Source organism: Methylobacterium sp. AC690, assembly GCF_979256535.1.
On the sequence record NZ_CEEDOX010000001.1, the window covers coordinates 202,292 to 224,755 of the forward strand.

At 71.7% G+C, this 22,464-nt stretch carries 24 protein-coding genes; 14 read left to right on the forward strand and 10 right to left on the reverse strand.

Annotated elements, in window-relative coordinates; all coding sequences use genetic code 11:
* Positions 1-24: 24 nt before the first annotated feature.
* Genes AC0IY1_RS00975 through AC0IY1_RS00990 form a run of 4 tightly spaced genes read left to right on the forward strand, consistent with a single transcriptional unit; the run spans position 25 to position 3,801 of the window.
* Positions 25-1,263: a bifunctional cobalt-precorrin-7 (C(5))-methyltransferase/cobalt-precorrin-6B (C(15))-methyltransferase gene (locus tag AC0IY1_RS00975; protein WP_055948784.1), complete on the forward strand. Its 1,239-nt coding sequence runs from the start codon at positions 25-27 to the stop codon at positions 1,261-1,263.
* Positions 1,260-1,700: a cobalamin biosynthesis protein gene (locus AC0IY1_RS00980; protein WP_471767089.1), complete on the forward strand. Its 441-nt coding sequence runs from the start codon at positions 1,260-1,262 to the stop codon at positions 1,698-1,700. Before AC0IY1_RS00975 ends, AC0IY1_RS00980 begins: the two co-directional genes overlap by 4 nt.
* Complete coding sequence (cobM, locus tag AC0IY1_RS00985; RefSeq protein ID WP_471767091.1) at positions 1,697-2,494, forward strand: precorrin-4 C(11)-methyltransferase; 798 nt, start codon at positions 1,697-1,699, stop codon at positions 2,492-2,494. Before AC0IY1_RS00980 ends, cobM begins: the two co-directional genes overlap by 4 nt.
* On the forward strand, positions 2,488-3,801 hold the full coding sequence (locus AC0IY1_RS00990; RefSeq protein WP_471767397.1) for a cobyrinate a,c-diamide synthase: 1,314 nt from the start codon (positions 2,488-2,490) through the stop codon (positions 3,799-3,801). The genes cobM and AC0IY1_RS00990 overlap by 7 nt, the downstream gene beginning before the upstream one ends.
* A gap of 15 nt (positions 3,802-3,816) precedes the next feature.
* Here AC0IY1_RS00990 and AC0IY1_RS00995 read toward each other — a convergent pair whose 3' ends face one another.
* On the reverse strand, positions 3,817-4,221 hold the full coding sequence (locus tag AC0IY1_RS00995; RefSeq protein ID WP_055947458.1) for a helix-turn-helix domain-containing protein: 405 nt from the start codon (positions 4,219-4,221) through the stop codon (positions 3,817-3,819).
* A gap of 480 nt (positions 4,222-4,701) precedes the next feature.
* On the opposite strand from AC0IY1_RS00995, the gene hmuQ reads away from it, so the two are divergent.
* Positions 4,702-5,037, forward strand: coding sequence for a heme-degrading protein HmuQ (hmuQ, locus tag AC0IY1_RS01000; RefSeq protein ID WP_055947455.1), 336 nt, complete (start codon positions 4,702-4,704; stop codon positions 5,035-5,037).
* Positions 5,038-5,575: 538 nt separating this feature from the next.
* A complete protein-coding gene (locus AC0IY1_RS01005) occupies positions 5,576-7,078 on the forward strand; it encodes an exopolysaccharide biosynthesis polyprenyl glycosylphosphotransferase (RefSeq protein ID WP_471767093.1) in 1,503 nt (500 codons plus the stop codon).
* A 54-nt stretch (positions 7,079-7,132) separates the two neighbouring features.
* Here AC0IY1_RS01005 and AC0IY1_RS01010 read toward each other — a convergent pair whose 3' ends face one another.
* Positions 7,133-7,621 carry a Fur family transcriptional regulator gene (locus AC0IY1_RS01010; protein ID WP_055947448.1) on the reverse strand — a complete coding sequence of 163 codons (489 nt, stop codon included), beginning with the start codon at positions 7,619-7,621 and terminating at the stop codon, positions 7,133-7,135.
* 98 nt (positions 7,622-7,719) lie between these two features.
* Between AC0IY1_RS01010 and AC0IY1_RS01015 the strand changes: the two genes are divergently transcribed.
* From AC0IY1_RS01015 to AC0IY1_RS01025, 3 genes are read left to right on the forward strand one after another with little or no spacing between them, the layout of a single operon-like run.
* Positions 7,720-7,851 carry a hypothetical protein gene (locus AC0IY1_RS01015; RefSeq protein ID WP_280137522.1) on the forward strand — a complete coding sequence of 44 codons (132 nt, stop codon included), beginning with the start codon at positions 7,720-7,722 and terminating at the stop codon, positions 7,849-7,851.
* A 9-nt stretch (positions 7,852-7,860) separates the two neighbouring features.
* Complete coding sequence (locus AC0IY1_RS01020) at positions 7,861-8,769, forward strand: metal ABC transporter ATP-binding protein (protein ID WP_471767095.1); 909 nt, start codon at positions 7,861-7,863, stop codon at positions 8,767-8,769.
* A 38-nt stretch (positions 8,770-8,807) separates the two neighbouring features.
* Positions 8,808-9,632, forward strand: coding sequence for a metal ABC transporter permease (locus AC0IY1_RS01025; RefSeq protein ID WP_103708557.1), 825 nt, complete (start codon positions 8,808-8,810; stop codon positions 9,630-9,632).
* Between the two features lie 48 nt (positions 9,633-9,680).
* Here the strand turns inward: AC0IY1_RS01025 and AC0IY1_RS01030 are convergent, their stop codons facing one another.
* On the reverse strand, positions 9,681-10,283 hold the full coding sequence (locus AC0IY1_RS01030; protein WP_280137521.1) for an exopolysaccharide biosynthesis protein: 603 nt from the start codon (positions 10,281-10,283) through the stop codon (positions 9,681-9,683).
* A gap of 334 nt (positions 10,284-10,617) precedes the next feature.
* Here AC0IY1_RS01030 and bcsS point away from each other — a divergent pair, with 334 nt between their 5' ends.
* Positions 10,618-11,409, forward strand: coding sequence for a cellulose biosynthesis protein BcsS (bcsS, locus tag AC0IY1_RS01035; protein ID WP_471767097.1), 792 nt, complete (start codon positions 10,618-10,620; stop codon positions 11,407-11,409).
* On the opposite strand, the gene AC0IY1_RS01040 is transcribed toward bcsS, so the two are convergent.
* Entirely contained in the window at positions 11,381-13,021 is a 1,641-nt protein-coding gene (locus AC0IY1_RS01040; protein ID WP_471767401.1) for a cryptochrome/photolyase family protein, read from the reverse strand. The two genes, bcsS and AC0IY1_RS01040, sit on opposite strands and share 29 nt — an antisense overlap.
* Positions 13,022-13,254: 233 nt before the next feature.
* Between AC0IY1_RS01040 and AC0IY1_RS01045 the strand changes: the two genes are divergently transcribed.
* Together AC0IY1_RS01045 and AC0IY1_RS01050 are read left to right on the forward strand one after the other, a co-directional pair.
* Positions 13,255-14,121, forward strand: coding sequence for a formyltransferase family protein (locus tag AC0IY1_RS01045; RefSeq protein ID WP_471767099.1), 867 nt, complete (start codon positions 13,255-13,257; stop codon positions 14,119-14,121).
* 50 nt (positions 14,122-14,171) lie between these two features.
* Positions 14,172-14,342, forward strand: coding sequence for a DUF2256 domain-containing protein (locus tag AC0IY1_RS01050; protein WP_471767100.1), 171 nt, complete (start codon positions 14,172-14,174; stop codon positions 14,340-14,342).
* Between the two features lie 4 nt (positions 14,343-14,346).
* Here the strand turns inward: AC0IY1_RS01050 and AC0IY1_RS01055 are convergent, their stop codons facing one another.
* Genes AC0IY1_RS01055 through AC0IY1_RS01070 form a run of 4 tightly spaced genes read right to left on the reverse strand, consistent with a single transcriptional unit; the run spans position 14,347 to position 17,009 of the window.
* Positions 14,347-14,934 carry a nucleotidyltransferase family protein gene (locus AC0IY1_RS01055; protein ID WP_471767102.1) on the reverse strand — a complete coding sequence of 196 codons (588 nt, stop codon included), beginning with the start codon at positions 14,932-14,934 and terminating at the stop codon, positions 14,347-14,349.
* An 18-nt stretch (positions 14,935-14,952) separates the two neighbouring features.
* On the reverse strand, positions 14,953-15,978 hold the full coding sequence (locus AC0IY1_RS01060; RefSeq protein ID WP_471767104.1) for a molybdopterin-binding protein: 1,026 nt from the start codon (positions 15,976-15,978) through the stop codon (positions 14,953-14,955).
* On the reverse strand, positions 15,975-16,676 hold the full coding sequence (locus AC0IY1_RS01065; RefSeq protein ID WP_471767106.1) for an XdhC family protein: 702 nt from the start codon (positions 16,674-16,676) through the stop codon (positions 15,975-15,977). Before AC0IY1_RS01065 ends, AC0IY1_RS01060 begins: the two co-directional genes overlap by 4 nt.
* A 9-nt stretch (positions 16,677-16,685) precedes the next feature.
* On the reverse strand, positions 16,686-17,009 hold the full coding sequence (locus AC0IY1_RS01070; protein WP_471767108.1) for an XdhC family protein: 324 nt from the start codon (positions 17,007-17,009) through the stop codon (positions 16,686-16,688).
* A gap of 216 nt (positions 17,010-17,225) precedes the next feature.
* Here AC0IY1_RS01070 and AC0IY1_RS01075 point away from each other — a divergent pair, with 216 nt between their 5' ends.
* Positions 17,226-18,443, forward strand: coding sequence for a branched-chain amino acid ABC transporter substrate-binding protein (locus tag AC0IY1_RS01075; RefSeq protein WP_471767110.1), 1,218 nt, complete (start codon positions 17,226-17,228; stop codon positions 18,441-18,443).
* A gap of 324 nt (positions 18,444-18,767) precedes the next feature.
* Positions 18,768-19,040, forward strand: coding sequence for a translation initiation factor IF-1 (gene infA, locus AC0IY1_RS01080; RefSeq protein WP_055947419.1), 273 nt, complete (start codon positions 18,768-18,770; stop codon positions 19,038-19,040).
* A gap of 303 nt (positions 19,041-19,343) precedes the next feature.
* Here the strand turns inward: infA and parC are convergent, their stop codons facing one another.
* Both parC and recO read right to left on the reverse strand, forming a co-directional pair.
* Positions 19,344-21,593, reverse strand: coding sequence for a DNA topoisomerase IV subunit A (parC, locus tag AC0IY1_RS01085; protein ID WP_471767112.1), 2,250 nt, complete (start codon positions 21,591-21,593; stop codon positions 19,344-19,346).
* A 53-nt stretch (positions 21,594-21,646) separates the two neighbouring features.
* Positions 21,647-22,387, reverse strand: a complete 741-nt coding sequence (gene recO, locus AC0IY1_RS01090) for a DNA repair protein RecO (RefSeq protein ID WP_471767114.1) — start codon at positions 22,385-22,387, stop codon at positions 21,647-21,649.
* Positions 22,388-22,464: the final 77 nt, after the last annotated feature.

Genomic DNA, 22,464 nt, shown 5'->3' on the forward strand with positions numbered 1-22,464 from the left:
CCCCCACCCTCGGGGCCGTTCTCCATGACCGGTGACACCGTGTCCACCGCGGCGGCCCCCGCCCCCTGGCTCACCATCGTGGGCATCGGCGAGGACGGACGCGCCGGCCTGAGCCCCGCCGCCGCCGCCGCCCTGGACGGCGCGCGCCTCGTCTATGGCGGACGCCGTCACCTGGCGCTGGCCGGGCCGCTGGCGGCCGAGACGCGGATCTGGCCGAGCCCGATCGCGGACGCCTATCCGGGCCTCCTCGCCCGGCGCGGGACCCCCACCTGCATCCTGGCGACCGGCGATCCCTTCCACTACGGCATCGGCGCCGAGATCGCCCGCCTCGTCCCGGCCGCGGAGCTGCGGGTCTTCGCCCAGCCCTCCGCCTTCAGCCTCGCCTGCGCCCGCCTCGGCTGGCCCCTGGCGGAGACAGGCTGCCTCACCCTGCACGGCCGGGCGCTGCCCCGCCTGATCCCGCATCTGCAGCCCGGTGCCCGCCTCCTGGTCCTGACCTGGGACGAGACCACGCCGGCCGCGGTCGCCGCGCTCCTGGTCGAGCGCGGCCTCGGCGCGTCCCGCCTCACCGTGCTGGAAGCCATGGGGGGCCCGCGCGAGCGCCGGCGCAGCGCGACGGCCGAGAGCTTCGACCTCGCCGGGATCGACCCGCTCAACACCCTCGGAATCGCGGTCGTCGGGACGGCCGCGGCGCAGGTCGTCAGCTTGAGCCCCGGCCTCGACGATGCCTGGTTCGACCATGACGGCCAGCTGACCAAGGCCGACATCCGGGCGGTGACGCTGGCGGCCCTGCGCCCCCGCGCCGGCCAGACCCTGTGGGACATCGGCGCCGGGGCCGGCTCGATCTCCATCGAGTGGATGCTGCGCCACCCGAGCCTCCGGGCCATCGCCGTCGAGGGCAACCCGGCCCGGGCCGCCCGCATCGCCCGCAACGCGGCCCGCCTCGGCGTACCGGACCTGCGCGTGGTGGAGGGCCCGGCCCCCGCGGCGCTGGCCGGCCTGCCGGCCCCCGACACCGTCTTCATCGGCGGCGGCGTCACCGCGCCGGGCCTCCTCGACGCGGCCGTCGCGGCCCTGTCCCCGGGCGGGCGCCTCGTCGCCAACGTGGTGACCCTGGAGGGCGAGGCCGTGCTGCTCGCCGCCTTCGCGCAGCGGGGCGGGAGCCTCAAGCGCCTGACGGTCGCCCATGCGGATCCGGTCGGGCACCTGCACGGCTGGCGCGGGGCGATGCCGGTGACGCAGTGGGCCTGGGTGAAGGCATGAGGCCGGATGGGCCGGTTCCGGCCGGGCCCGGCGGCGCCGACATCGTCGCCGGAATCGGGTTTCGCCACGCGACACCGCCGGCCGAGATCCTCGCCCTGGTCGCGCAGGCCTGCGACGCGGCCGGCCTGCCGCGCGCCCGCCTCGCCCGCCTCGCCACCGCCGGCGACCGCGCCGGCGAGCCGGCGATCCGCGCCGTCGCCGAGACGCTCGGATGTCCCCTGGACGCGGTCCCGCCCGAGGCGCTGATCGCCGTGGACGCCGACGTGCCGACCCGCTCGCACCGGATCGAGGCCTCGCGCCGGATCGGCTCGGTGGCGGAGGCCGCGGCCCTGGCCGCCGCCGGCCCGGGTGCGACGCTGCTGCTGCGGCGAATCGCCAGCGCCGGGGCGACCTGCGCCCTTGCGCTTCGCGCACAATCCGTCACGCAGGATCCATGACAGTCCACTTCATCGGCGCCGGTCCGGGCGCCGCCGACCTCATCACCGTCCGCGGCCGCGACCTCATCGCGCGCTGCCCCGTCTGCCTGCATGCCGGGTCCCTCGTCGCGCCCGAGATCCTGGGCTGGTGCCCGCCGGGCGCCCGCATCGTCGACACGGCGCCCCTCGACCTCGACGCCATCGTGGCCGAATGCGCGGCCGCCCACGCGGCGGGCCAGGACGTGGCGCGCCTGCACTCGGGCGACCTCTCGATCTGGAGCGCGCTGGCCGAGCAGACCCGCCGCCTCACGCAGGCGGGCATCCCCTTCACGGTGACGCCGGGCGTGCCGTCCTTCGCCGCCGCCGCCGCGCTCCTGCAGCGCGAACTCACCGTGCCGGGCCTCGCCCAGTCCGTGGTCCTGACCCGGACCTCCGGGCGCGCCAGCGCCATGCCGGAGCGCGAGACCCTGGCGGCCTTCGCGGGCACCGGCGCCACCCTCGCCCTCCACCTGTCGATCCACGTCATCGACGCGGTGGTCACGGAGCTGACGCCGTTCTACGGCGCGGACTGCCCCGTCGCGGTGGTGTTCCGCGCCACCTGGCCCGACGAGCGGGTGCTCAGCGGAACCCTGGCGACGATCGCGGGCCAGGTGGCCGAGGCCGGCCTGGAACGCACGGCGCTGATCCTGGTCGGCCCCGCCCTCGATCCCGCCGAGTTCCGGGAGAGCGCCCTCTACTCCACCGATTACGACCGACGCTTCCGGCCGACGGGCGAGACCGTGCGGACCGCGCGGGCGAACGGAGACCGATCGTGAGCGTGCCCGGTCTCCTCGTCGCCGCGCCGCGCTCCAGCTCGGGCAAGACCACCGTGACCCTGGCGCTGATGCGGGCGCTCGCCCGGCGGGGCCTGGCCGTGCGCGGCGCCAAGTGCGGGCCGGACTACATCGACCCGGCCTTCCATCAGGCGGCCACCGGCCATCCGAGCTTCAACCTCGACAGTTTCGCCATGCCGGAGCCGATGCTCGACGCCGTGGCGGCCCTCTCGGCCACGGGCGCCGACCTGGTGGTCGCGGAGGGCTCGATGGGGCTGTTCGACGGCATCGTGGCGCCGGAGGGGCGCACGGGCGCCAATGCCGACATCGCCGCGCGCTACGGCTGGCCGGTGATCCTCGTCCTCGACGTTTCCGGCGCCGCGCAATCGGCCGCCGCCCTCGCCCTCGGGTGCCGGGCCTACGATCCGCGCATCCGCATCGCCGGGGTGATCCTCAACAAGGTCGCGAGTGCCCGCCACCGCCGCCTCGTGGAGACGGGCCTGAGCCGCATCGGCATGCCGGTGCTCGGGGCGCTGATGCGGGATGCGACCCTCGTCCTGCCGGAGCGCCATCTCGGCCTCGTCCAGGCCCGCGAGACCAACGACCTCGAGGCCCGCCTCGACCGGCTCGCCGACCTCGCCGAGGCCGGCCTCGACCTCGACGCGATCCTGGCCGTCGCGGCGGGCGCGGCGCCCGCCCCGGGCGCCGGCATCCTGCCCCGGCCGCCGGGCCAGCGCATCGCCATCGCGTCGGATGCGGCCTTCTCGTTCCTGTACCCGCACATGGCGGCGGGCTGGCGGGCGGCAGGGGCCGAACTCGTGCCGTTCTCGCCCCTGGCCGACGAGTCGCCCCCGGCCGATTGCGATGCCGGCTGGCTGCCCGGCGGCTACCCCGAGCTCCATGCCGGCGCCCTGTCGCAGGCGCGGCGCTTCCTCGACGGATTACGGGATTTCGCGCGGGCGAAGCCGGTGCACGGGGAGTGCGGCGGCTACATGGTCCTGGGCGAGAGCCTGGAGGATGCGGAGGGCGTCACCCATGCCATGGCCGGCCTGCTGCCGGTGGCGACCTCCTACAGGACCCGCCGCCTGCACCTGGGCTACCGCGTCGCGACGTTGCTGGCCGAGGGCCCCCTCGGGGGCACGGGCGCACGGCTCGTCGGGCACGAGTTCCACTATGCCAGCGAGACGAGTGCGCCGCCGACGCCCGAGACGGGGCTCGCGGCGGTGACCGATGCGGAAGGGGTGCCCCTCGGCCTCGCCGGACACCGGCGCGGCCCGGTGACCGGCAGCTTCTTCCACTGGATCGGTTAGGGGCCCGGCGAGCCCCTAGCTGGCGGCGGCGGGCTCGGCGGGTGCCTGCTTGCCCATCTTGGCGGCCGTGCGCACGATGGCGAGCACGTCGCGGCGCAACTGATCGTCCTCGATCAGCGCGTAGGCCCGCAGCAGCTCGATGGCGCCCTGCGCGCTGAGGAAGCCGAAGACGTCGGACTGGGTCCCGCCGACCTCGTCTTCCTCGAAGAAGGCCGAGACCGGGACCTCGAGGAGACGGGCGATCTCGCGCAGGCGCCCGGCCCCGACGCGGTTCTGCCCCTTCTCGTACTTCTGAACCTGCTGGAAGGTCACGCCCACGGCGGTTCCGAGCGCGGTCTGGCTCAGGCCGCGCGCCTTGCGCAAAGCGGTGATCCTCAATCCGACGAGGCGATCGACGTCGGTAGTCTGCTTAGGCATCATCTCTCGATTCAGTCCCTATAGAAATTTTCGGCCCCCGCCCGGACCAGACCCGGGGACGATGAGGTTGGAGCGCTTTCGTACGAAGGCGTGCAGGATTCCTTAAGTTCATTCGCCAGGAAACCAAGGCAGTCGATCAAGGATTGAACGTGGCGATAGAGACTATCCTTGTCTGCAGTCAAACGCCACTAGATGTTTACTCCGCATGAGCATCGGAGGTGACCGTTCTGACAGCTTGACCACAAAGCTGGCACGGATTGCAAGCGTGACGTTGTAACCGTCCCTCACGAGTTTCGCTGCACTGCGAACGCGCCGACGGGTCCGAATGCCGGACGAACCATGAGGCAGCCCGGCTTTCCTCGGGCGCTGCGTGCAAGGCGGGGCGCGGCGCATCCGCCGCACCGGATGGCTTTCGTGTCCCGACGTCCCAGGTTTAAGGTGTCGCACGGGATCGTCCGAGACGCCGAAAAACCCAGGTGGATCATGTATATCGCAATGAATCGCTTCAAAGTCGTCAAGGACGCGACGGAAGACTTCGAACAGGTTTGGCTCGGCCGCGACAGTCATCTCGGAGAGATGCCGGGCTTCGTCGAGTTCCATCTCCTGCGCGGTCCTGAAGCCGAGGACCACGTCCTGTATGCCTCCCACACCATCTGGTCGTCGAAGGCGGATTTCGAGGCCTGGACCCGGTCGGAGCAGTTCCGGAAAGCGCATGGCCGCGTGCCGTCGACCAAGCCCCTCTACCTGGGCCATCCGCAATTCGAGGGTTTCGAGACGATCCAGACCGTCGCACGGCCCGATTCGAACGCCGCCGCTTGATTCGCGCCGACCCGGTGTGATGTGGCCCGGGCCGAGACGTCACAGACCCTGCCGAGGCGCGGCTGGAACGCCGCGACGTGCGGGATGCCGCGGCCGTCGCGGCAGCCATCGTTCCGTCGGGACCCGTCCGGAGCCGGGCCAGTCCGGAACCGGGCCAGTCCGGAGCCGGGATCGAGACGAGCGACCCCGTGCGCTCGACCGCTCCCGGTCGAACGGAACTCCGGACGCAACCCTATCGGCCGAACCGACGTTGTGGGGCGGTGTGCGCGACCGAACGGATCGGAACGATCGCGGGACGGCATCTCAAGGGCCAGCAAGACGCGCTCCCTTTCGAAACACGTCGTCGACGGCACGGCCCCGTCGCGGTTGCGGACCCGTGCCGCGCCGTCGGAACCGAGCAACGGACGTCAGGCCCGCGTCGTCAGCCCGGTGTCTTCAGGCCCGCGTCTTGCACCGATACTCTCGGCATCCATGGCCGATTCGTGATTTGGTTCAGTGTCGGACAGTCTTTGCATCAGGACGGGACAGAGCGCTCCAGATGTTTCATGACCGAATCCCAGCCGCTCTCGAGAAGCTTCCGGTGTTTCGTACGCGTCACGGCGTCTGGGCAGCGCTTCTCCCACGACGCAGCCGCACCGCCTTTCGGGTCGGGCTCTCGGCCGCGACCGCCATCGCCGACATCCTCGTCATCTTCAGCGTTGCCGCGGGCATCGATCTCGCCTACCGGACGGCCTTCGCGGGCAGCGAGCCGTTCGCGGGCCACAGTGGCAGCTTCGAGCTTGCCGCCCTGGTCGCCCTGTTCGTGCTGCTGACGAACCTCGTCCGCGAGGACTACAACATCGAGACGCTGCTCTCCCGCAGGCCGCACCTGCGGCGGGCGACGACGGTCTGGATCGGGGCCTGGGCCATCGTGCTGCTGATCGGCTTCGCGACGAAGACCACCCATGAGTATTCGCGCCTCGTGTCCCTGGGGATGTTCGCCGGCGGACTCCCGGCGATGCTGCTGGCCCGCGCGACGATGCTGCGCCTCGTCCGCAGCGCGGCGACACCGACATCGGGCAACACCAACCGGATCCATCTCGTCGGCTACGAGGAGGATATCGCGCGGTTCGAGGCCCATAACGATCCCGAGGCCCTCGGCCTGCGGGTGATCGGCACGAGCTATCTGCGCCGGCTCGACCCGACCGGCGACGCGGCCGCCCGGCAGGCCCAGATGTCGGAGGATCTCGATCTCGCGGTCTCGGTGGTGCGCTTCCTGCGCCCGGACGACGTCTTCATCCTCCTGCCCTGGTCGGACGCCTCGGATATCGAGCGCTGCATCGACGCCTTCCTGAGGGTGCCGGCGGCGCTCCACCTGCGTCCCGGCGCGGTGATGGACCGCTTCCCGGACCTCACCCTCGCCCGGGTCGGCCGCTTGTCGGGCATCAATATCGGGCGTCGCCCGCTGCAGGCCGGCGAGCTGTTCCTGAAGCGCAGCCTGGACCTCACCCTGGCCCTGGTCGCCCTGGTGCTGCTCAGCCCGCTCTTCCTCGTGGTGGCGGCGCTGATCAAGCTCGACAGCCCGGGTCCGGTGTTCTTCCGGCAGAGGCGCTACGGCTTCAACCAGCAGCCCTTCGGCGTCTTCAAGTTCCGCAGCATGAAGGCCGAGCAGGAAGCGGTCTTCAGGCAGGCGACCCGCAACGACAGCCGCATCACGCCGATCGGCCGCGTGCTGCGGCGCTCGAACATCGACGAGTTGCCTCAGCTCATCAACGTGGTGCTCGGCGAGATGTCCCTGGTGGGGCCGCGCCCCCATGCCCTGGCGCATGATCGCAGCTTCGAGAACCGCATCGCCCTCTACGCGCGACGTCACAACGTGATGCCGGGCATCACCGGCTGGGCGCAGGTGAACGGCCTCCGGGGCGAAACCCTCACCGATCTCGACATGGAGCGGCGGGTCCAGCACGACCTGCACTACATCGACAACTGGTCGATCTGGTTCGACCTGCGGATCATGTTCATGACCGTGGTCTCACCGCGCGCCTACAAGAACGCGTGCTGAGCACCGCGGGCCGAGCCGGGGGGCGGCGCGGGCCGGGGCAGCGGAGGCGTCCGCTCAGTCGGTGCTGGACCGGCCGAGGCAGGCGCCGCACTCGCCCTCGACCTCGAGGATGCGGCTCGTCGGCTTGAAGCCGGCCTTGGCCAGGGTGCGGCCGAGCTGATCCTCCACTTCCGGCGAGGTGGTCTCGTCGATGGTGCCGCAGTTCCGGCAGATCAGGAAGACGAGGCCCGCGCCGTCGGTGTGGGAATGCCCGCAGGACACGAAGGCGTTGCGGCTGGCGATCCGGTGCACCAGCCCGTGCTCGGTGAGGAAATCCAGGGCGCGGTAGACCGAGACCGCGGCCACGCGCCGTCCCGGCTCGCTCAGGGCCTCGGCGATGTCGTAGGCGCCCATCGGCCGCGTCTGCCCCGCCACGGCCGCCAGCACGTCGCGACGCAGGCGGGTGAATTGCAGGTCGCGCTCGCGACACAAGCGCTCCGCCCGGGCGATCGCTTCCTCCGCCCCGCCGCAGCCGTGGTCATGCGTCGCCGCATGGTCGTGCATGATCTGCCCCGTGAACCCGGCCCGTTGAACTGCCCGAGTGTTACAGTGTATCACCGCCAACATAAGCCGGCGCTCCCGTTCGGGCAAATGATCCCTCCGTGACTCGAGACCCGCGCCCCCCCGCCTCCCTCCGCCGCTCGCTGTTCCAGGCCGGCGCGTCCCTGCGCTTCGCGGTGGCGCTGGTCCTGACCCTCTTGCTCTGGGCCGCCATCCTGTGGGCTTCCCGATGAGTCCTGATCATGAGTTGTGATCTGCCCGGCGCCATCACGCTCCATGGGCTGACCCTGGGCTACGACCGCCACCCGGCGGTGCATCACCTCGACGGAGTCATCCCACCCGGGGCCCTCCTCGCGTTGGTCGGGCCGAACGGGGCCGGCAAGTCGACCCTCCTGAAGGGCATCGTCGGCGAAATCCCCTGCCTCGAGGGCCGGATCGCCCGTCCGGGCCTGGATGAGGCCATCGCCTACCTGCCGCAGGCGGCGGAGATCGACCGCAGCTTTCCCCTCAGCGTCCTGGATCTCGTGGCCATGGGCCTGTGGCGGCGCCTCGGTCCCTGGCGGAGCGCGCGTCGGCATCGGGCGACGCTGCTGGACGCCCTCGCCGCCGTCGGCCTCGCCGGATTCGAGACGCGCCTGATCGGCACCCTGTCGGGCGGCCAGTTCCAGCGCGCCCTGTTCGCGCGCCTGATCGTGCAGGAGGCCCGCGTCCTCCTCCTCGACGAGCCCTTCACGGGAGTCGACGGACGCACCACGGCCGACCTCCTGGCCCTGGTCCGCGCCTGGCACGGGCAGGGACGCACCATCGTGGCCGCCCTTCACGATCTCGGACAGGTGCGGAGCCACTTCCCGCACACGCTCCTGCTCGCGCGGGAGGGCGTGGCCTGGGGACCGACCGAGCGGGTGCTCACGCCCCAGAACCTCGCCCGTGCCCAGAGCCTGTCGGAGGCCTGGGACGAGGATGCCGCGGTCTGCGGCCGGCACGAAGCGCCGGGCCCGTCCCACGGGCATGGCCATGACCACGACCATGACCACAGCCATGATCACGATCAGGGTCATGATCAGGGTCATGACCACGGCGCCGACCGGCGCCAGGCGCATCCGCGCGACCACGGCCACGGGGTGGCGCGCGACCGGGGGCATGCCGCGTGATCGACCTCCTGTTCGGTCCTTTCCTCGAATTCGGCTTCATGCGCCGGGCCCTGGTCGGCTGCCTCGCCCTGTCACTCTCGGCCCCGCCCGTCGGCGTGTTCCTGATGCTGCGGCGCATGAGCCTGATGAGCGACGCCATGAGCCACGCGATCCTGCCCGGGGCGGCGGTGGGCTTCCTGGTGGCGGGGCTGTCCCTGCCGGCCATGACCCTGGGCGGCCTCGTGGCCGGCCTCGCGGTGGCGCTGATGGCGGGTCTCGTCACCCGCTCCACCGTGATCAAGGAGGATGCGAGCCTCGCGGCCTTCTACCTGATCTCGCTGGCCGGCGGCGTCCTGCTGGTCTCCCTGCGCGGCTCGCAGATCGACCTGCTGCACATCCTGTTCGGCAGCGTCCTCGCCCTCGACGATCCGGCCCTCTGGCTCCTGGGCGGCATCGCCACCGTGACGCTGTTCGGGCTGGCGGCGATCTACCGGCCCCTGGTGATGGAATGCGTCGACCCGCTGTTCCTGCGCACGGTCAGCCGGGCCGGCGGCCCGGTGCACTACGCCTTCCTCGGCCTCGTGGTGATGAACCTCGTCGGCGGCTTCCAGGCCCTCGGCACGCTGCTGGCGGTGGGGTTGATGCTGCTGCCGGCCATCACGGCACGGTTCTGGGCGGCGGACCTCTCGGGCATGATCCCGGTCTCGATCCTGATCGCGATGTTGTCGAGCGTGGTCGGTCTCAGCGTGTCCTACCAGGCCGATCTCCCGACCGGGCCCGCGATCGTGCTCGCGGCGGGCGGCTTCTACCTGGTGTCGATGCTGATCGGGCGCCGGGGCGGCCTGGTCCGCCGGCTGGTGCGGGCGCGCCATCTCGAGGCCTGACCGGCGAAGGGTCGCTCGGGGCGCGTCGGCCCGCAGCGCGGCACGCCGTCAGAGGTTGAACAGGCTCATGAGGCCGGAGATGATGGCGTAGACGAAGCCGGCATTGAGCAGGACGCCCACCGCCCCGATGGCGAGGCCGCCCAGGACCACGACGCCGTCCCGCTCGACGAGGCCGAGGCCGACGAGGCAGATGGCGAGGCCGAGGGGGATCTGCCCCACGATCGGCGCGGCCACGATCAGGGCCAGCGACAGGGTCAGCAGGATGAGGCCGACGCCGCGCATGCCGAGGGCGGTCTCGAACAGGCTCATGCGTGGACGCGACCAGTGCTCGAGTCGGCGCAGCAGCGGCACGGCCCGGTTGGCGGCCCGCTCGACGTCGCTGCGGGCGACGGACCGGCGCAGCAGCGCGCGGGGCAGCCAGGGGGAGGCCATGCCGGCCGTGATCTGGATCGCCACCAGCAGCAGCAGCAGGCCGCAGACCAGGGGGATCGGCGGCGGCATCGGCAGGCAATTGGGCAAGCCGAGGATCACGATGAGGAGCGCGAAGGCGCGATCCTTCAGGACGGCGACGATCTCGCCGACGGTCAGCCGTTCCCCTTCCTGCTCGGCGAGCACGGTGAGAACCTCGGAAGTTCTGGCAGCTGGTGACAAGAAAGCTCGGCCATTGGCGACGGTCCTGAGCCGGGCTGTAGCCGAGATGGGCGCCAAGGCCAAGCGGCGCTTCCGCGCGCCGGGAGGGCAGTGAAATGCGGCCGTTGCACGGTTCGCCGTACCGGAGACGACGGCCCACGCGCCACCAATCAATTTCAGGTTGTTAAATTGCAGATTGCTTTCTCTAAGGTATTTTGATCGGGTTTTGTTCTCGAAGACCTGTGATAAATGCAACTGTTGTTAGATCAATATTGGAGGACTTAAATTTTCAATTGATCTCTCTGTTCGACGCCATGACAATCAGACCGTCATCGGATTCGAACGTGGGACGCCTGTGCGAGCGACGGCCACACCCCGGTTCGAGAGCAAGCGGAAGCGCGGGCGGTTCGTCGGACCGGCCGCCTGCGCCGCCTTCCTTCTCGGCACGCCGGTCTCGGCATCCTCGCAGATCTTGGCATCCTCGCAGACCTTGGCATCGTCACCAGCCTCGGAATCCTCACAGGCCTCGGAATCTTCGCCAGCCTCGATCCTCCTGTTCGGCAGCCTGGAGGCGAGCCCCGCCGTCTTCGTGACCACCGGGGCGAAGCTGGCGCTGGACCGGGTCGACCGGGAAGGCTTCGTGGCCCTGGGGAGCCTCGGCGGCCAGCGCCGCCGCGAGGGCGCCCTCACGCGCGACACCGCGGTCGGTGCGGTCGTGCTCGGCTATCAGTGGTTTCCCGGTTGGGGCGTCGTGGCCGCCTACGCGGGCCCGGAAGGGTCGATGGAGGCGGTGTCGGGCTGCGGCTGCGCCCGGGCCCTGCCACCCCGCTTCGGCCTGCGCCTCCACGGCGAGGTCTGGGCCCATCCCACCGACGCGACCCTCTTCACCGCCACGCTGGTCACCGGCACCACCCGCATGAGCGCCTGGGGCCGCCTCGCCTGGGGCTATCGGCACTGGGACGCTTATCTCGGACCGGAATTCGCCTTCTACGGGGACGAGACCGGCTACCGGAAATGGACGGTCGGTCTGCACGCGACGGATTTCGCCCTCGGTCGCTTCCATGTGCGCCTCTCCGCGGGTCTGCAAATCGCCAGCGATCAGGACCCCGGCCCCTACCTCACCCTTTCCGTCTGGACGCCGTGGTAGCCGTATCCCGGGCCGGCCGGCGGGCGGGGTCGGACCGGGGCGCGGCCAGGGCGAGGCTGCCCTGGTCGGCCGGGGCGGCCGAGGGCGCGGCGTCGAGCCCGTCGAGGAAGCGCGCCGCATCGTCGAGGATCGCGGCCCGCTTCGTCGGATCCATGCGCGCCAGGGTGCGGTAGGGCATGGCGAGGCGCGGATTGTCCGCCAGGCGTTCCGCGTGCCGGATGAGGAAGTTCCAGTAGAGATAGTTGAACGGGCAGGCCGAGGGACCGGACTTCTTGGCCACGTCGTAGGCGCAGCCCCGGCAGTAATCCGACATGCGGTTGATATAGGCGCCCGAGGCCGCATAGGGCTTCGAGCCCATCACGCCGCCATCGGCCCAGAGCACCATGCCGTGGACGTTGGGCAGTTCGACCCACTCGTAGGCATCGGCATAGACGACGAGGTACCATTCCTCGACCTGCGCCGGCGCGATCCCGGCAAGGAGCGCGAAGTTGCCCGTCACCATCAGGCGCTGGATGTGGTGGGCGTAGGCATGGGTGCGGGTGGCGCCGATGCACTGCGCCAGGCAGTTCATCGCGGTCTCGCCCGACCAGTAGAACCACGGCAGGTCGCGGGTGGCCGCGAGGGCGTTCGACGCCGCGTAGTCCGGCATCCGGGCCCAGTACAGGCCGCGCACGTATTCGCGCCAGCCGAGGATCTGGCGGATGAAGCCCTCGACGCAGTGAAGCGGCGCCGCGCCCGCGCGGTAGGCCCGCTCCGCCGCCCGGCAGACCTCCTCGGGCGTGAGAAGCCCGGCATTCAGCGCCGGCGCGATCAGCGCGTGGTACAGGAACGGCGCGTCCGCGCGCATCGCGTCCTGATAGTCGCCGAAGGTCGGCAGGCCGACGACGAGGAAGTGCTTGAAGGCGGTGATGGCCTCGGCCCGGGTGACCGGCCAAGCGAAGGCGTCGGTCTCGCCGAAATGGTCCGCGAACGCGTGCTCGACCAGGGCGATGACCTCCGCGGTCACGGCATCGGGCGGGAAGCCGACGCGCTCGGGCACGACGTGGCCCTTCGGCAGACCCTTGCGATTCTCGGGGTCGAAGTTCCAGCGGCCGCCGGTCGGCTCGCCTCCCTCCATCAGCAGGCCGGTGCGGCGGCGCATGCCACGGTAGAACGTCTCCATGCGCAGGCTCCGCCGGTCGCCGGCCCAGGCGGCGAAGTCGGCGCGGGGGCAGAGGAAGCGGTTGTCGTCGCGGATCTCCACGGGCAGGCCGAGATCGGCGCGCCAGCTCTGCATCATCTCCCAGACCCGCCACTCGCCGGGCTCGGTGACGACGACGCGGTCGACGGCGTGGCGCGCGACCGCGCGTGCCAGCTCGCCGGTGAAGCTGCCGGTGTTGCCCGGCGCGTCGAGGCGGACATAGTCGACGGCGATGCCCTCCGCCTCCAACTCCGCCGCGAAGTGCCGCATCGCCGAGAACAGGAAGGCGATCTTCTGCTTGTGGTGGCGCACGTAGGTAGCCTCGGCGCGCACCTCGACCATCAGGACCACGTCGTGATCCGGATCGAGATCGGTGAGGGTGGCGATGCGGCGGGTGAGCTGGTCGCCGAGGAGGAAGCGGAGCGTGCGGATGGGGATCAGCCCTCGGCCTGCGGACGGCGCGGCCGGGCGTCCCGCGGCGCGCACCGGCCGGGCACGGGCAGCCTCGCGTCGTCGGTGACGAAGTCCCGCCTCATGTCCGCTCCGCCGCCATGCCCGCTCCCAATTCGCTCCCGATCGGTTAGGTATGGCGGGTGCCGGGGACGGGGAGCCGTCCTTGCGCGGGATCGACCGATCCGTGACGTCGCAGGACCGTCGGGAGCCGCATGAAGTTCGCCTTTGCCGGAATCGATTTCCTCGGCGGCGTGTTCGAGACCCTGATCGGGGCGGGCTGGACGCCGATCAAGCTGTTCACCCGGCCCTGCGACGGGATCTACGACCACAACGAGGCTGTGGTGGCCCAGGCCCGCCGCCACCGCGTGCCGATCCAGATCTCGCGGATGCGGCCGGAGGACCTCGCCGGGCTCGCGGAGACGCAGGGCCGGGACTGGGCCCTGGTGGTGGCCGGCTATCCCTGGCTGATCCGGGGCTGGCGGGGCCAAGCCGCCTACGCGCTCAACTTCCACCCCTCCCCGCTTCCCCTGGGCCGCGGGCCCTACCCGCTGTTCAAGGCAATCAGCGACGGGCAGCCGGACTGGGGCGTCACCGCCCACGTCCTCGCCGAGGACGGCTTCGACACCGGCGACATCCTGGCCCAGGAGCGCTTCCCGCTCGCAGCCCTGGAGTCGCACGAGACCCTGCTCGCCAAGTGCCAGATGGCGGCGCGCCGCATCGCCGCCGGCCCCATCGCCCGCGACCTGCCCGCCCTCTGGCGCACGCCCGCCCCCCAGGGCGCCGGCTCGTACTGGCCGCGGGTGACGGATGCGGACCGCACCCTGGATTTCCGCTCCGAGGTCGAGGCGATCCTGCGCCGGGTCCGGGCCTTCGGCACCATCGAGACGATCGCCCGGGTCGGCGAATCCCGGGTCTACGTGGCGGCGGCCGAGGGCTGGCGCGAGGCGCATCGCCATGCGCCCGGGACGGTGGTGCAGCGCTACCGCCGCCACGTCGTCATCGCCGCCCGCGACGGCTATATCCAGCTCAACCGCTGGAGCCCCGTCCCGGCCAGCGAGGCCGGACAGCTGGGGCGGTAGGCCGCCCTCCCTCGAAGCGACACCCCCACGAGAGCGATCGAGCAGATCCCATGGCGCGGATGCGCAAGAAGGCCGACCTGCCCACCAAAACCTGCGTCCAGTGCGGCAAGCCGTTCGCGTGGCGCAAGAAGTGGGAGCGGGTCTGGGACGAGGTCCGCTACTGCTCGGACCGCTGCCGGGCCGAGGCCAAGCGTGCGCCGGCGCGGGCGGCGCAGGACTGAGACCTCACCCGAGGGCCGCGAGACCGTCCGGCGTATCGACGTCGAGGCCGACGCCCGCATCCATCGGGCATTCGAGCACGTCGGCGCGTCCGGCGAGCAGGCGCCCGGCGCCCTGGTCGCCCAAGAGGACGGCGAGGGCGGGGGCCAGGCGATCCAGGTTCAGGAGCACCGGGTTTCCGCGCCGGCCGGCATGGACCGGCACGACGGCCGATGGGGCCGGGTCCGCCCGGCGGAAGGCGTCGGCCAGGTCGGTGAGGTGGCGGGCGGTCACGCGCGGCATGTCGCCGAGGAGCACGATCGCGCCGCCGAGCCCCGCCGGCAGGGCCGCGAGGCCGGCCTGGAGCGAGGTGGCGAGGCCGTCCGCATAGGCCGGGTTCACGACCCGGGCGAGAGCGAGCCCGCCGAGGGCGTCGCCGACCCGGTCGGCATGGGCGCCGAGCACCGCCACCACCGGGCCGAGCCCGGAGGCGAGCGCGGCCTCCGCGGCGTGGCGCACGAGCGGCCGCCCGGCGAGCGGCTGCAGCAGCTTCGGCTCGGCGCCGAAGCGCGTCCCGCGCCCGGCCGCCAGCAGGATGAGTCCCAATTCAGGCATCGAGTTCAGGCATCGTCCTCACGCATCGTCATCGGCCGGGTCGCCGCCGGAACGCGGCTGGGGCCGCGACACGATCTCCATGAGGAGCCCGCCGACGCCGAGGGTGACGATGTCGGCCCGGGTCACGGCGAGGCCGGCGAGCAGCCGGTGCAACACCCAGTCGAAGCCGTTCTCCTTGGGCGATCGCGCGCAGCCCGGCGCGCCGATGACCGGCACGTCGGCGACCCGTCCGACCAGGAGGAGGTTGCCCGGGTCCACCGGCATCCCGAGATGCTCGACGTGCCCGCCCGCCGCCTCGATCCCGGCGGGAATCACGTCGCGCCGGTCGGCGATGGCCGAGGCGCCGAACACCACGACCAGCTCGGCGCGATCCTCGGTGACGGCCGCCCGGATCGCCTCGGACACGGCCTCGCGCCGATGGGGCACCCGGGCGTCGGTGACGAGGTCGGCCCCCGTCGGGGCGAGGCGGTGGCGCAGGCTGGCCAGCGTCTTGTCGATGGTCGCCGGCTTCAGGCCGGGCAGCAGGGTCGAGACCACGGCGACCCGGGTCAACCGGTAGGGCGCCACCGCGAGCGCCCCGGCGGGCGCGGCGCCACAGGCCCGGTCGAGGGCCGCGCCCGGGACCGCGTAGGGAATGATCTTCACCGTGGCGACCATCTCGCCGGCCACCACCGGCTTGTAGGGCGCGAGCGTCGCCACCGTGATCGCCTCGTCGACACCGTTGACGGCGTCGATGGCGGCCCGGTCGATATGCAGGAGCCCGGCGGTCGCCGCGTGCAGGTTGCAGCGTCCGGTGAAGGGCCGTTCGCGGTCCAGGTGCGGACCGGCGAGATGGGCGGCGAGGCGTTCGGCCGCCAGATCCTCGGCCACGTCGCCCGGCTCCAGGGTGACGGCCACGAGCTCGGACAGCCCGGCGGCGGCGAGGCGCGCGGCGTCCTCGGCCGGGATCACCCGGCCCTTGCGCAGGGTCACGTCGTGGGACCGCACCGTATGGGCGGCGATCAGCCCGGCGGCCTCGCGCGTCGGGACGGATCCGAACTTCACGCGGCGGCTCCGCTGCGGGGGGTGCGCTGCGCCGCGATGATCTGCGCCAGGATCGAGACCGCGATCTCGGCCGGGCTGACCGCCTGGATGGAAAGGCCGATCGGCGCCGCGATCCGGCCGATCTCGGTCTCCGAGAACCCGGCCTGGGCCAGCCGGGCGACGCGGGCCGCATGGGTTTTGCGGGAGCCGAGGGCCCCGACATAGAAGCACCCCGCCCGGAGCGCGGCGGCCAGGGCCGGGTCATCGATCTTCGGGTCGTGGGTCAGGGCCGCCACGGCGCAGTAGCGGTCGAGGGGCGGGACCGGCCCGGCCAGGGCGTCGTCCGGCCATTCGGCCACGAGGTCGATGCCGGGGAAGCGCTCCGGCGTGGCGAAGGCGGTGCGCGGATCGATGACGGTGACGGCGAGGTCGAGGGCGCGGGCCATCGGGCAGAGGGCCTGGCTGATATGCACGGCGCCGATCACCACCAGGCGCACCGGGGGCGCCTGCACGGTGAGGAAGACGGAGCGGCCGTCCGCCTCGGCGAGGCCGCTCTTGCCGGAGGCAAGGTGGCGGGCGAGGAGGTCGGCCAGGGGATCGCCGGCGATCTCGGCCTCGCGCACCACCCGCTGGGCCCCACCGTCGAGGTCGGTCACCAGGATGGCGGCGCGGCGCGCGGCGCGCTCGGCGTTGAGGATCGCGAGGGTCTTGAGCTGCATGCCGGCGCCTCAGGCCACGGGCTCGACGAAGACGCGGATGCGCCCACCGCAGGACAGGCCGACCTGCCAGGCGGTCTCGTCGGCCACCCCGAACGCGATGACCCGCGCTCGCCCGTCGGCGATCGCCTCCAGGCCTTCGGTGATCACCGCGCCCTCGACGCAGCCACCCGAGACCGAGCCGAGGAAGTTGCCCTCGCCGTCGACGACGAGGTGGCTTCCCACCGGACGGGGCGCCGAGCCCCAGGTCTCGATGACGGTGGCGAGCGCCACCGCGCGACCCTCGCGCCGCCAGGCTTCGGCCGCACCGAGGATGTCGTTGTCGGTGGAAAGCATGGTCCTGACGAACTCCGGCGCGGGATCGCACCCGCCACGTGAAACATGGAGGGAAACCCGGGAACATGGAGGGAAACCCGGGAAAAGCAGGTAAGGTCCCGCGCCGCCGTGGCAATGCGAGCCCTGCGGCGCGGGCATCGGGGCGTGACTTCCCGCACCGACCGGGCAGCCCTATCGTGCGGCCACGCCCACCCGCCTAGATGGACCCGTGCCCCGATGCCCAGCCTCCGCGCCACCGCCTGCGCCCTCGCCGTCGCCGGCCTTCTGATGGGTGCGGCGTCCGGCTCCGCCGAGGCGCAGGTCCGGATCGGCCTGTCGGCGCCGCTGACCGGCCCGGACGCCGCCTTCGGACAGGGCCTGCGGCTCGGGGCCGAACAGGCGGTGGCCGACCTCAACCGGGCCGGCGGCGTCAACGGGCAGCGCCTCGTCCTGGTGGTGGCCGACGATGCGGGCGAGGGCAAGCAGGGCCTCGCCGTCGCCCGGCGGTTCGCCGCCGAGCGGGTCGGCCTCGTGGTCGGCCCCTTCAATGCCGGTGTCGCGGGCCTGGCGATGCCGGTCTACGAGGAGGCCGGCATCGTCGCGGTGACGCCGGGCACCGGCTCCGCCGCCCTGACGGCCAAGGGCCTCTGGAACGTTTTCCGCACCGTGCCGAACGAGGCCGAGCAGGCGCGGCTCGCCGGCGCCTACCTCCTCGGCCATCACGGCGGCCAGCGCATCGCCCTCGTGCACGACAAGAGCCCGTTCGGACGCAGCCTCGCGGAGGGCGTGAGCCGCGTCCTCAAGGCGGCCGACCAGCCGGAGGCGGCCTTCGAGACCCTGAGCCGCGGCGAACGCGACGTCTCCGCACTGGTGGCGCGCCTGAAGCGGGCGCGCGTCGAGGTGGTGTATTTCGGGGGGCTCGCGCCGGACGCGGCCGTGCTCCTGCGCGGCCTGCGCGACGCGGGCGTGACCGCGCCCCTGGTGGGCAGCGACGGCCTCCTCGATCCGGCCTTTCCCCAGGCCGCCGGGCCGGCTGCCGAGGGCACGGTGATGACCCTCCCGGCCGACCCGCCCCGGCTGCCCGAGCCCAAGGTGCCCGACGCGAAGGCGCCCGATGCGAAGGCGCCCGACACCAAGGGGCCCGACACCAAGGCCTCCGACATGAAGACGGCGAAGGGGCCGCGCAGCCCGGAGGCGAACGCCGTGGCCGCCCAGGCCTACGCGGCCGTCGAGGTCCTGCGCCAGGGAGTCCTCGGCGCCGGATCGGCGGACGGCCGGGCGGTGGCGGCCTACCTGCATCAGGGCCGGACCCTGCGGACGATCCTCGGCGACCTCGCCTACGATGCCAGGGGCGACCTCAAGCCCGATCCCCGTCGCCCCTCCACCATCCTGCAGGCCTGGAAGCGGATGCCGGACGGGCGGATCGACTTTTCCGGCAACGACGTCACGCCCTGACGCAGGACCGGCCGCCACGGGCGGAGCACGCGGTCCGGCCGAGCGCGCGACGCCTCGACAACACCGGCCGCAAAGTATGAAATCCCGCGTCGAATCTTGATTTTCTGGAATCCTCGCCGAATCCTCGTGAGGATTGTTCCGGGTTCACCACCGGGCTGCATCGGGAAAAGCTTGCTTCCAGCCGGTGCGGACATTATGTCGGGGCAACGCTCGCCGGTGTTGCGCATCCGATGGGATCGGACCCGCCGCCCGCCGCGTTTTGCCGAACGGCTTCGTTTTGTGTCCCGGGTCGCCCCATTCAGGCCGTCCGGCTGGAGAGTGTGGATGGCAAAAGAAGAGTTGATGCAGTTCGACGGTCTCGTGATCGAGATCCTGCCGGACGCGCGCTACCGCGTGCAGCTCGATCAGGGGCATGAGATCGTGGCCTACACGGCCGGCAAGATGAAGAAGAACCGCATCAAGACTCTGGCTGGCGACCGCGTCACCGTCGAGATGTCCCCCTACGACCTGGAGAAGGGCCGCCTCGTGTTCCGACACAAGGACGAGCGCTCCGCCGGTCCGCGCCCGCCGATGCGCGGCCAGTTCCGCCGCCGCTGATCGCCCGAGCGTCCCGCCGATGCCTCCCCCTGGGAGGCATCGCTGTTTTGGACCCTCCGGCGCGTGGTTCAGCGAACCGGGCGAAGGTGTTGGACCGACTTCGTTCCACCCGTCCGGCGTCTCTCGGGCGCGCGTCCCCTCTCCGGAAAGGAGCGGGAACAGGACGGAGCTGGCGACCGAACCGCAGGGGCACATCCCTCGTTCCCAACCTCGCCCCCACGCAGAGGCGGCCTTTTCGGCCCCTGCCGACCGACGCGCCGCATCGGCGCAATGCGCAGGACCCGGTCCCTGCCGGTCCGGGCCCTACTTCCCGAACCGCTCGAATTTCGGGAAGCTCCGGGTCATCAGGGCACCGGCGTCCGAGCGGTGGCCCAGCCACTTCTCCAGGATCCCCGCATGGGCGAGGCGCGCCTCGCCGCCCGCCTCGCGCCAGGGCAGGCCCTCGGCCAGGGTGAAGACATGGGCGTCCGTGAGGGTGGTCTGGCGGCAGCGCTGCAGGCGCACGCCCTTGCCGCGCACCATCTCGGGCAATTCGCTCAAGGGGAAGACCAGCATCAGCCGGTCGGCACTGCACACCACCACGTGGTCGCCGGTCGCCGGCACCAGCACGGCGGCCGTCGCCGGTGCGTCGAGGCCCATGATACCCTTGCCCTTGCGGGTGTTGGCGACGAGCGCATCGGCCGGCGCCAGGAAGCCGCGCCCGTCCGTGGCCGCGACCAGGACCTTGGCGCCCGGCTGATAGGGGATGGCCGCGACGATCTCCGTGCCGTCGTCGAAATCCACCATCAGGCGGATCGGGTCGCCGAAGCCGCGCCCGCCCGGCAGCTTGGCCGCCTCCAGGGTGAAGACCTTGCCGTTCGAGGCCAGCACCAGGATCTTGGCCGTGGTCTCGCTCGGGAAGGCGAGCTTGAGGCCGTCATCGCCCTTGAAGGCGACGCCGGACAGGTCGGCGACGTGGCCCTTGAGCGCCCGGATCCAGCCCTTGTTGGAGACGATCACGGTGATCGGCTCGCGCTCCACCATGGCGGCCGCGAAGTCGATGCCGGCGGTGTCGGGCGGGTTTTCCAGGGTGGTGCGGCGGGCGCCGATCTTGGTCTCGGGGCCGAAGGTCTTCTTCACCGCGCGGATCTGCTTGGTGATGTCGGCCCATTGCAGCTTGTCGGAGCCGAGCAGGCCCTCGATCCCCTCCTTCTCCTGCGTCAGCGCGTCGAGCTCGCGCTTCATCTCCATCTCCTCGAGCTTGCGCAGGGAGCGCAGGCGCGTGTCGAGGATGGCGTTGGCCTGGATCTCGGTGAGCTCGAACCGCTTCATCAGGGCGGGCTTCGGCTCGTCCTCCTCGCGGATGATCCGGATGACCTCGTCGAGGTCGAGATAGACGATGAGCAGGCCGCCCAGGATCTCCAGGCGGCGGTCGATCTGGCCGAGGCGGTGGCGCGAGCGGCGCTGGAGCACGACGCGGCGGTGGTCGAGCCACTCGCGCAGGGCTTCGGCGAGACCGATGACGCGGGGCACGAGGCCGCCCACCAGCACGTTCATGTTGAGCGAGATGCGCGATTCGAGCTCGGTGAGCCGGAACAGCGATTCCATCAGGATGACGGGATCGACGTTGCGGGCCCGCGGCTCCAGCACGATGCGCACGTCCTCGGCCGATTCGTCGCGCACGTCGGCCAGCAGCGGCAGCTTGCGCTCCTGCAGCAGCTCCGCGAGCTTCTCGATCAGGCGCGCCTTCTGCACGCCGTAGGGGATCTCCGTGACCACGATGGTCCAGGTGCCGCGGCCCAGATCCTCCTTGGCCCAGCGGGCGCGCACGCGGAAGCCGCCGCGCCCGGTGCGGTAGGCCTCGGTGATCGATTCGGCGCTGTCGATCAGGATGCCGCCGGTGGGGAAGTCCGGCCCCTTCACGAAGGTCAGGAGCTGGGCGGAGGTCGCCTCCGGATGGGTGATGAGATACAGCGCCGCGTCGCAGAGCTCGGCCGCGTTGTGGGGCGGGATCGAGGTCGCCATGCCCACCGCGATGCCCTGGCTGCCGTTGGCGAGCAGGTTCGGGAAGGCGGCGGGGAGCACCACCGGCTCCTCCTCCTGCCCGTCGTAGTTCGGGCGGAAATCCACCGAATCGTCGTCGAGGCCCTCGAGGAGGAGGCGCGCCACCTCCGTCATCCGGGCCTCGGTGTAGCGCTGGGCGGCGGCGTTATCGCCGTCGATGTTGCCGAAGTTGCCCTGGCCGTCGACCAGCGGGTAGCGCTGCGCGAAGTCCTGCGCCATGCGCACCAGCGCGTCGTAGGCCGCCGTGTCGCCGTGCGGATGGTACTTGCCGATGACGTCGCCGACGATGCGGGCGCATTTCTTGAAGGCCGAGCTGGGGTCGAGCTTCAGAAGCCGCATGGCGAACAGGATGCGGCGATGGACCGGCTTCAGCCCGTCGCGGGCATCGGGCAGCGCCCGGTGCATGATCGTCGAGAGCGCGTAGGCGAGGTAGCGATCCTCCAGCGCGGTCTTCAGCTCGACGCTCTCGATGCCATCGGGATCCGATGGCGGCTCGAAGGGCTGGCCCATCACGAACTCCCGGGCCGCACACGACCCAAATCAGAACAAAGCACGAACGGAATTTAGGCGTTTCCCGTGCCCAATGCAACGAAGCGCGTCCGCTCCTCGGGCACGGGGATCGCACGCGGTCCCCAGATGTGCTGGTCGAGGAAGTACCCCGTCAAGGTAAACCCCTCGGTAACGTCCCGGGCGTCCGGCGTCATCGGCAGCCCCGCGCCGGGGGCGCGCTCGCGCAGGAAGTCCGGCAGCGCCAGCAGCTTGTCGCGATAGGGCTCGCCGGCCGAGGCGCTCACCGCCCGCCCGCTACGGGGCGAGACGTAGATCAGGGCGTCGTTGCCGCCCGTCGCGGCGCAGGCCGCCAGGTCGAGCCCGAAGCCGAGCTCGGCCAGGAGGGCGAGCTCGAAGCGCACCATCAGCGGCGGGGCGATGTCCGGGTCGTCCAGGTGCGCGACCAGCAGTCCGGCCGCCGCGAACAACTCGGGATGGGGGTCGCGCTCGGGCAACAGCCGGAGCAGGCCCGCGAGATGGCTCATGCCGTAGAGGGCGAGCCCCGACCCCATCAGCCGGGCGGCGACGGATTCGATGGGCTCCACCACGAAGGCGCCCAGGCTCTCGTCGAGGCGCGCCCGCCAGGTGGCCTGCACCCGGTTGCCGGCCTGCAGCACCGGTTGCATCCGGCGCGAGCGGCCGCCATGCACGAGCCCGAGGTGGCGGCCGTGGTTCCGGGTCATGAGTTCGAGGATGACGCTGGTCTCGCCCTGGCGGCGCAGGCCGAGCACCAGGGCCTCGTCGGTCCATTGCATGGGCCGTCTTACGGCGATGTCCCGCCCTTGCAAATGCCTCGGAACGGCGCAGGTTGCATCAATCATTCAACTCGCGC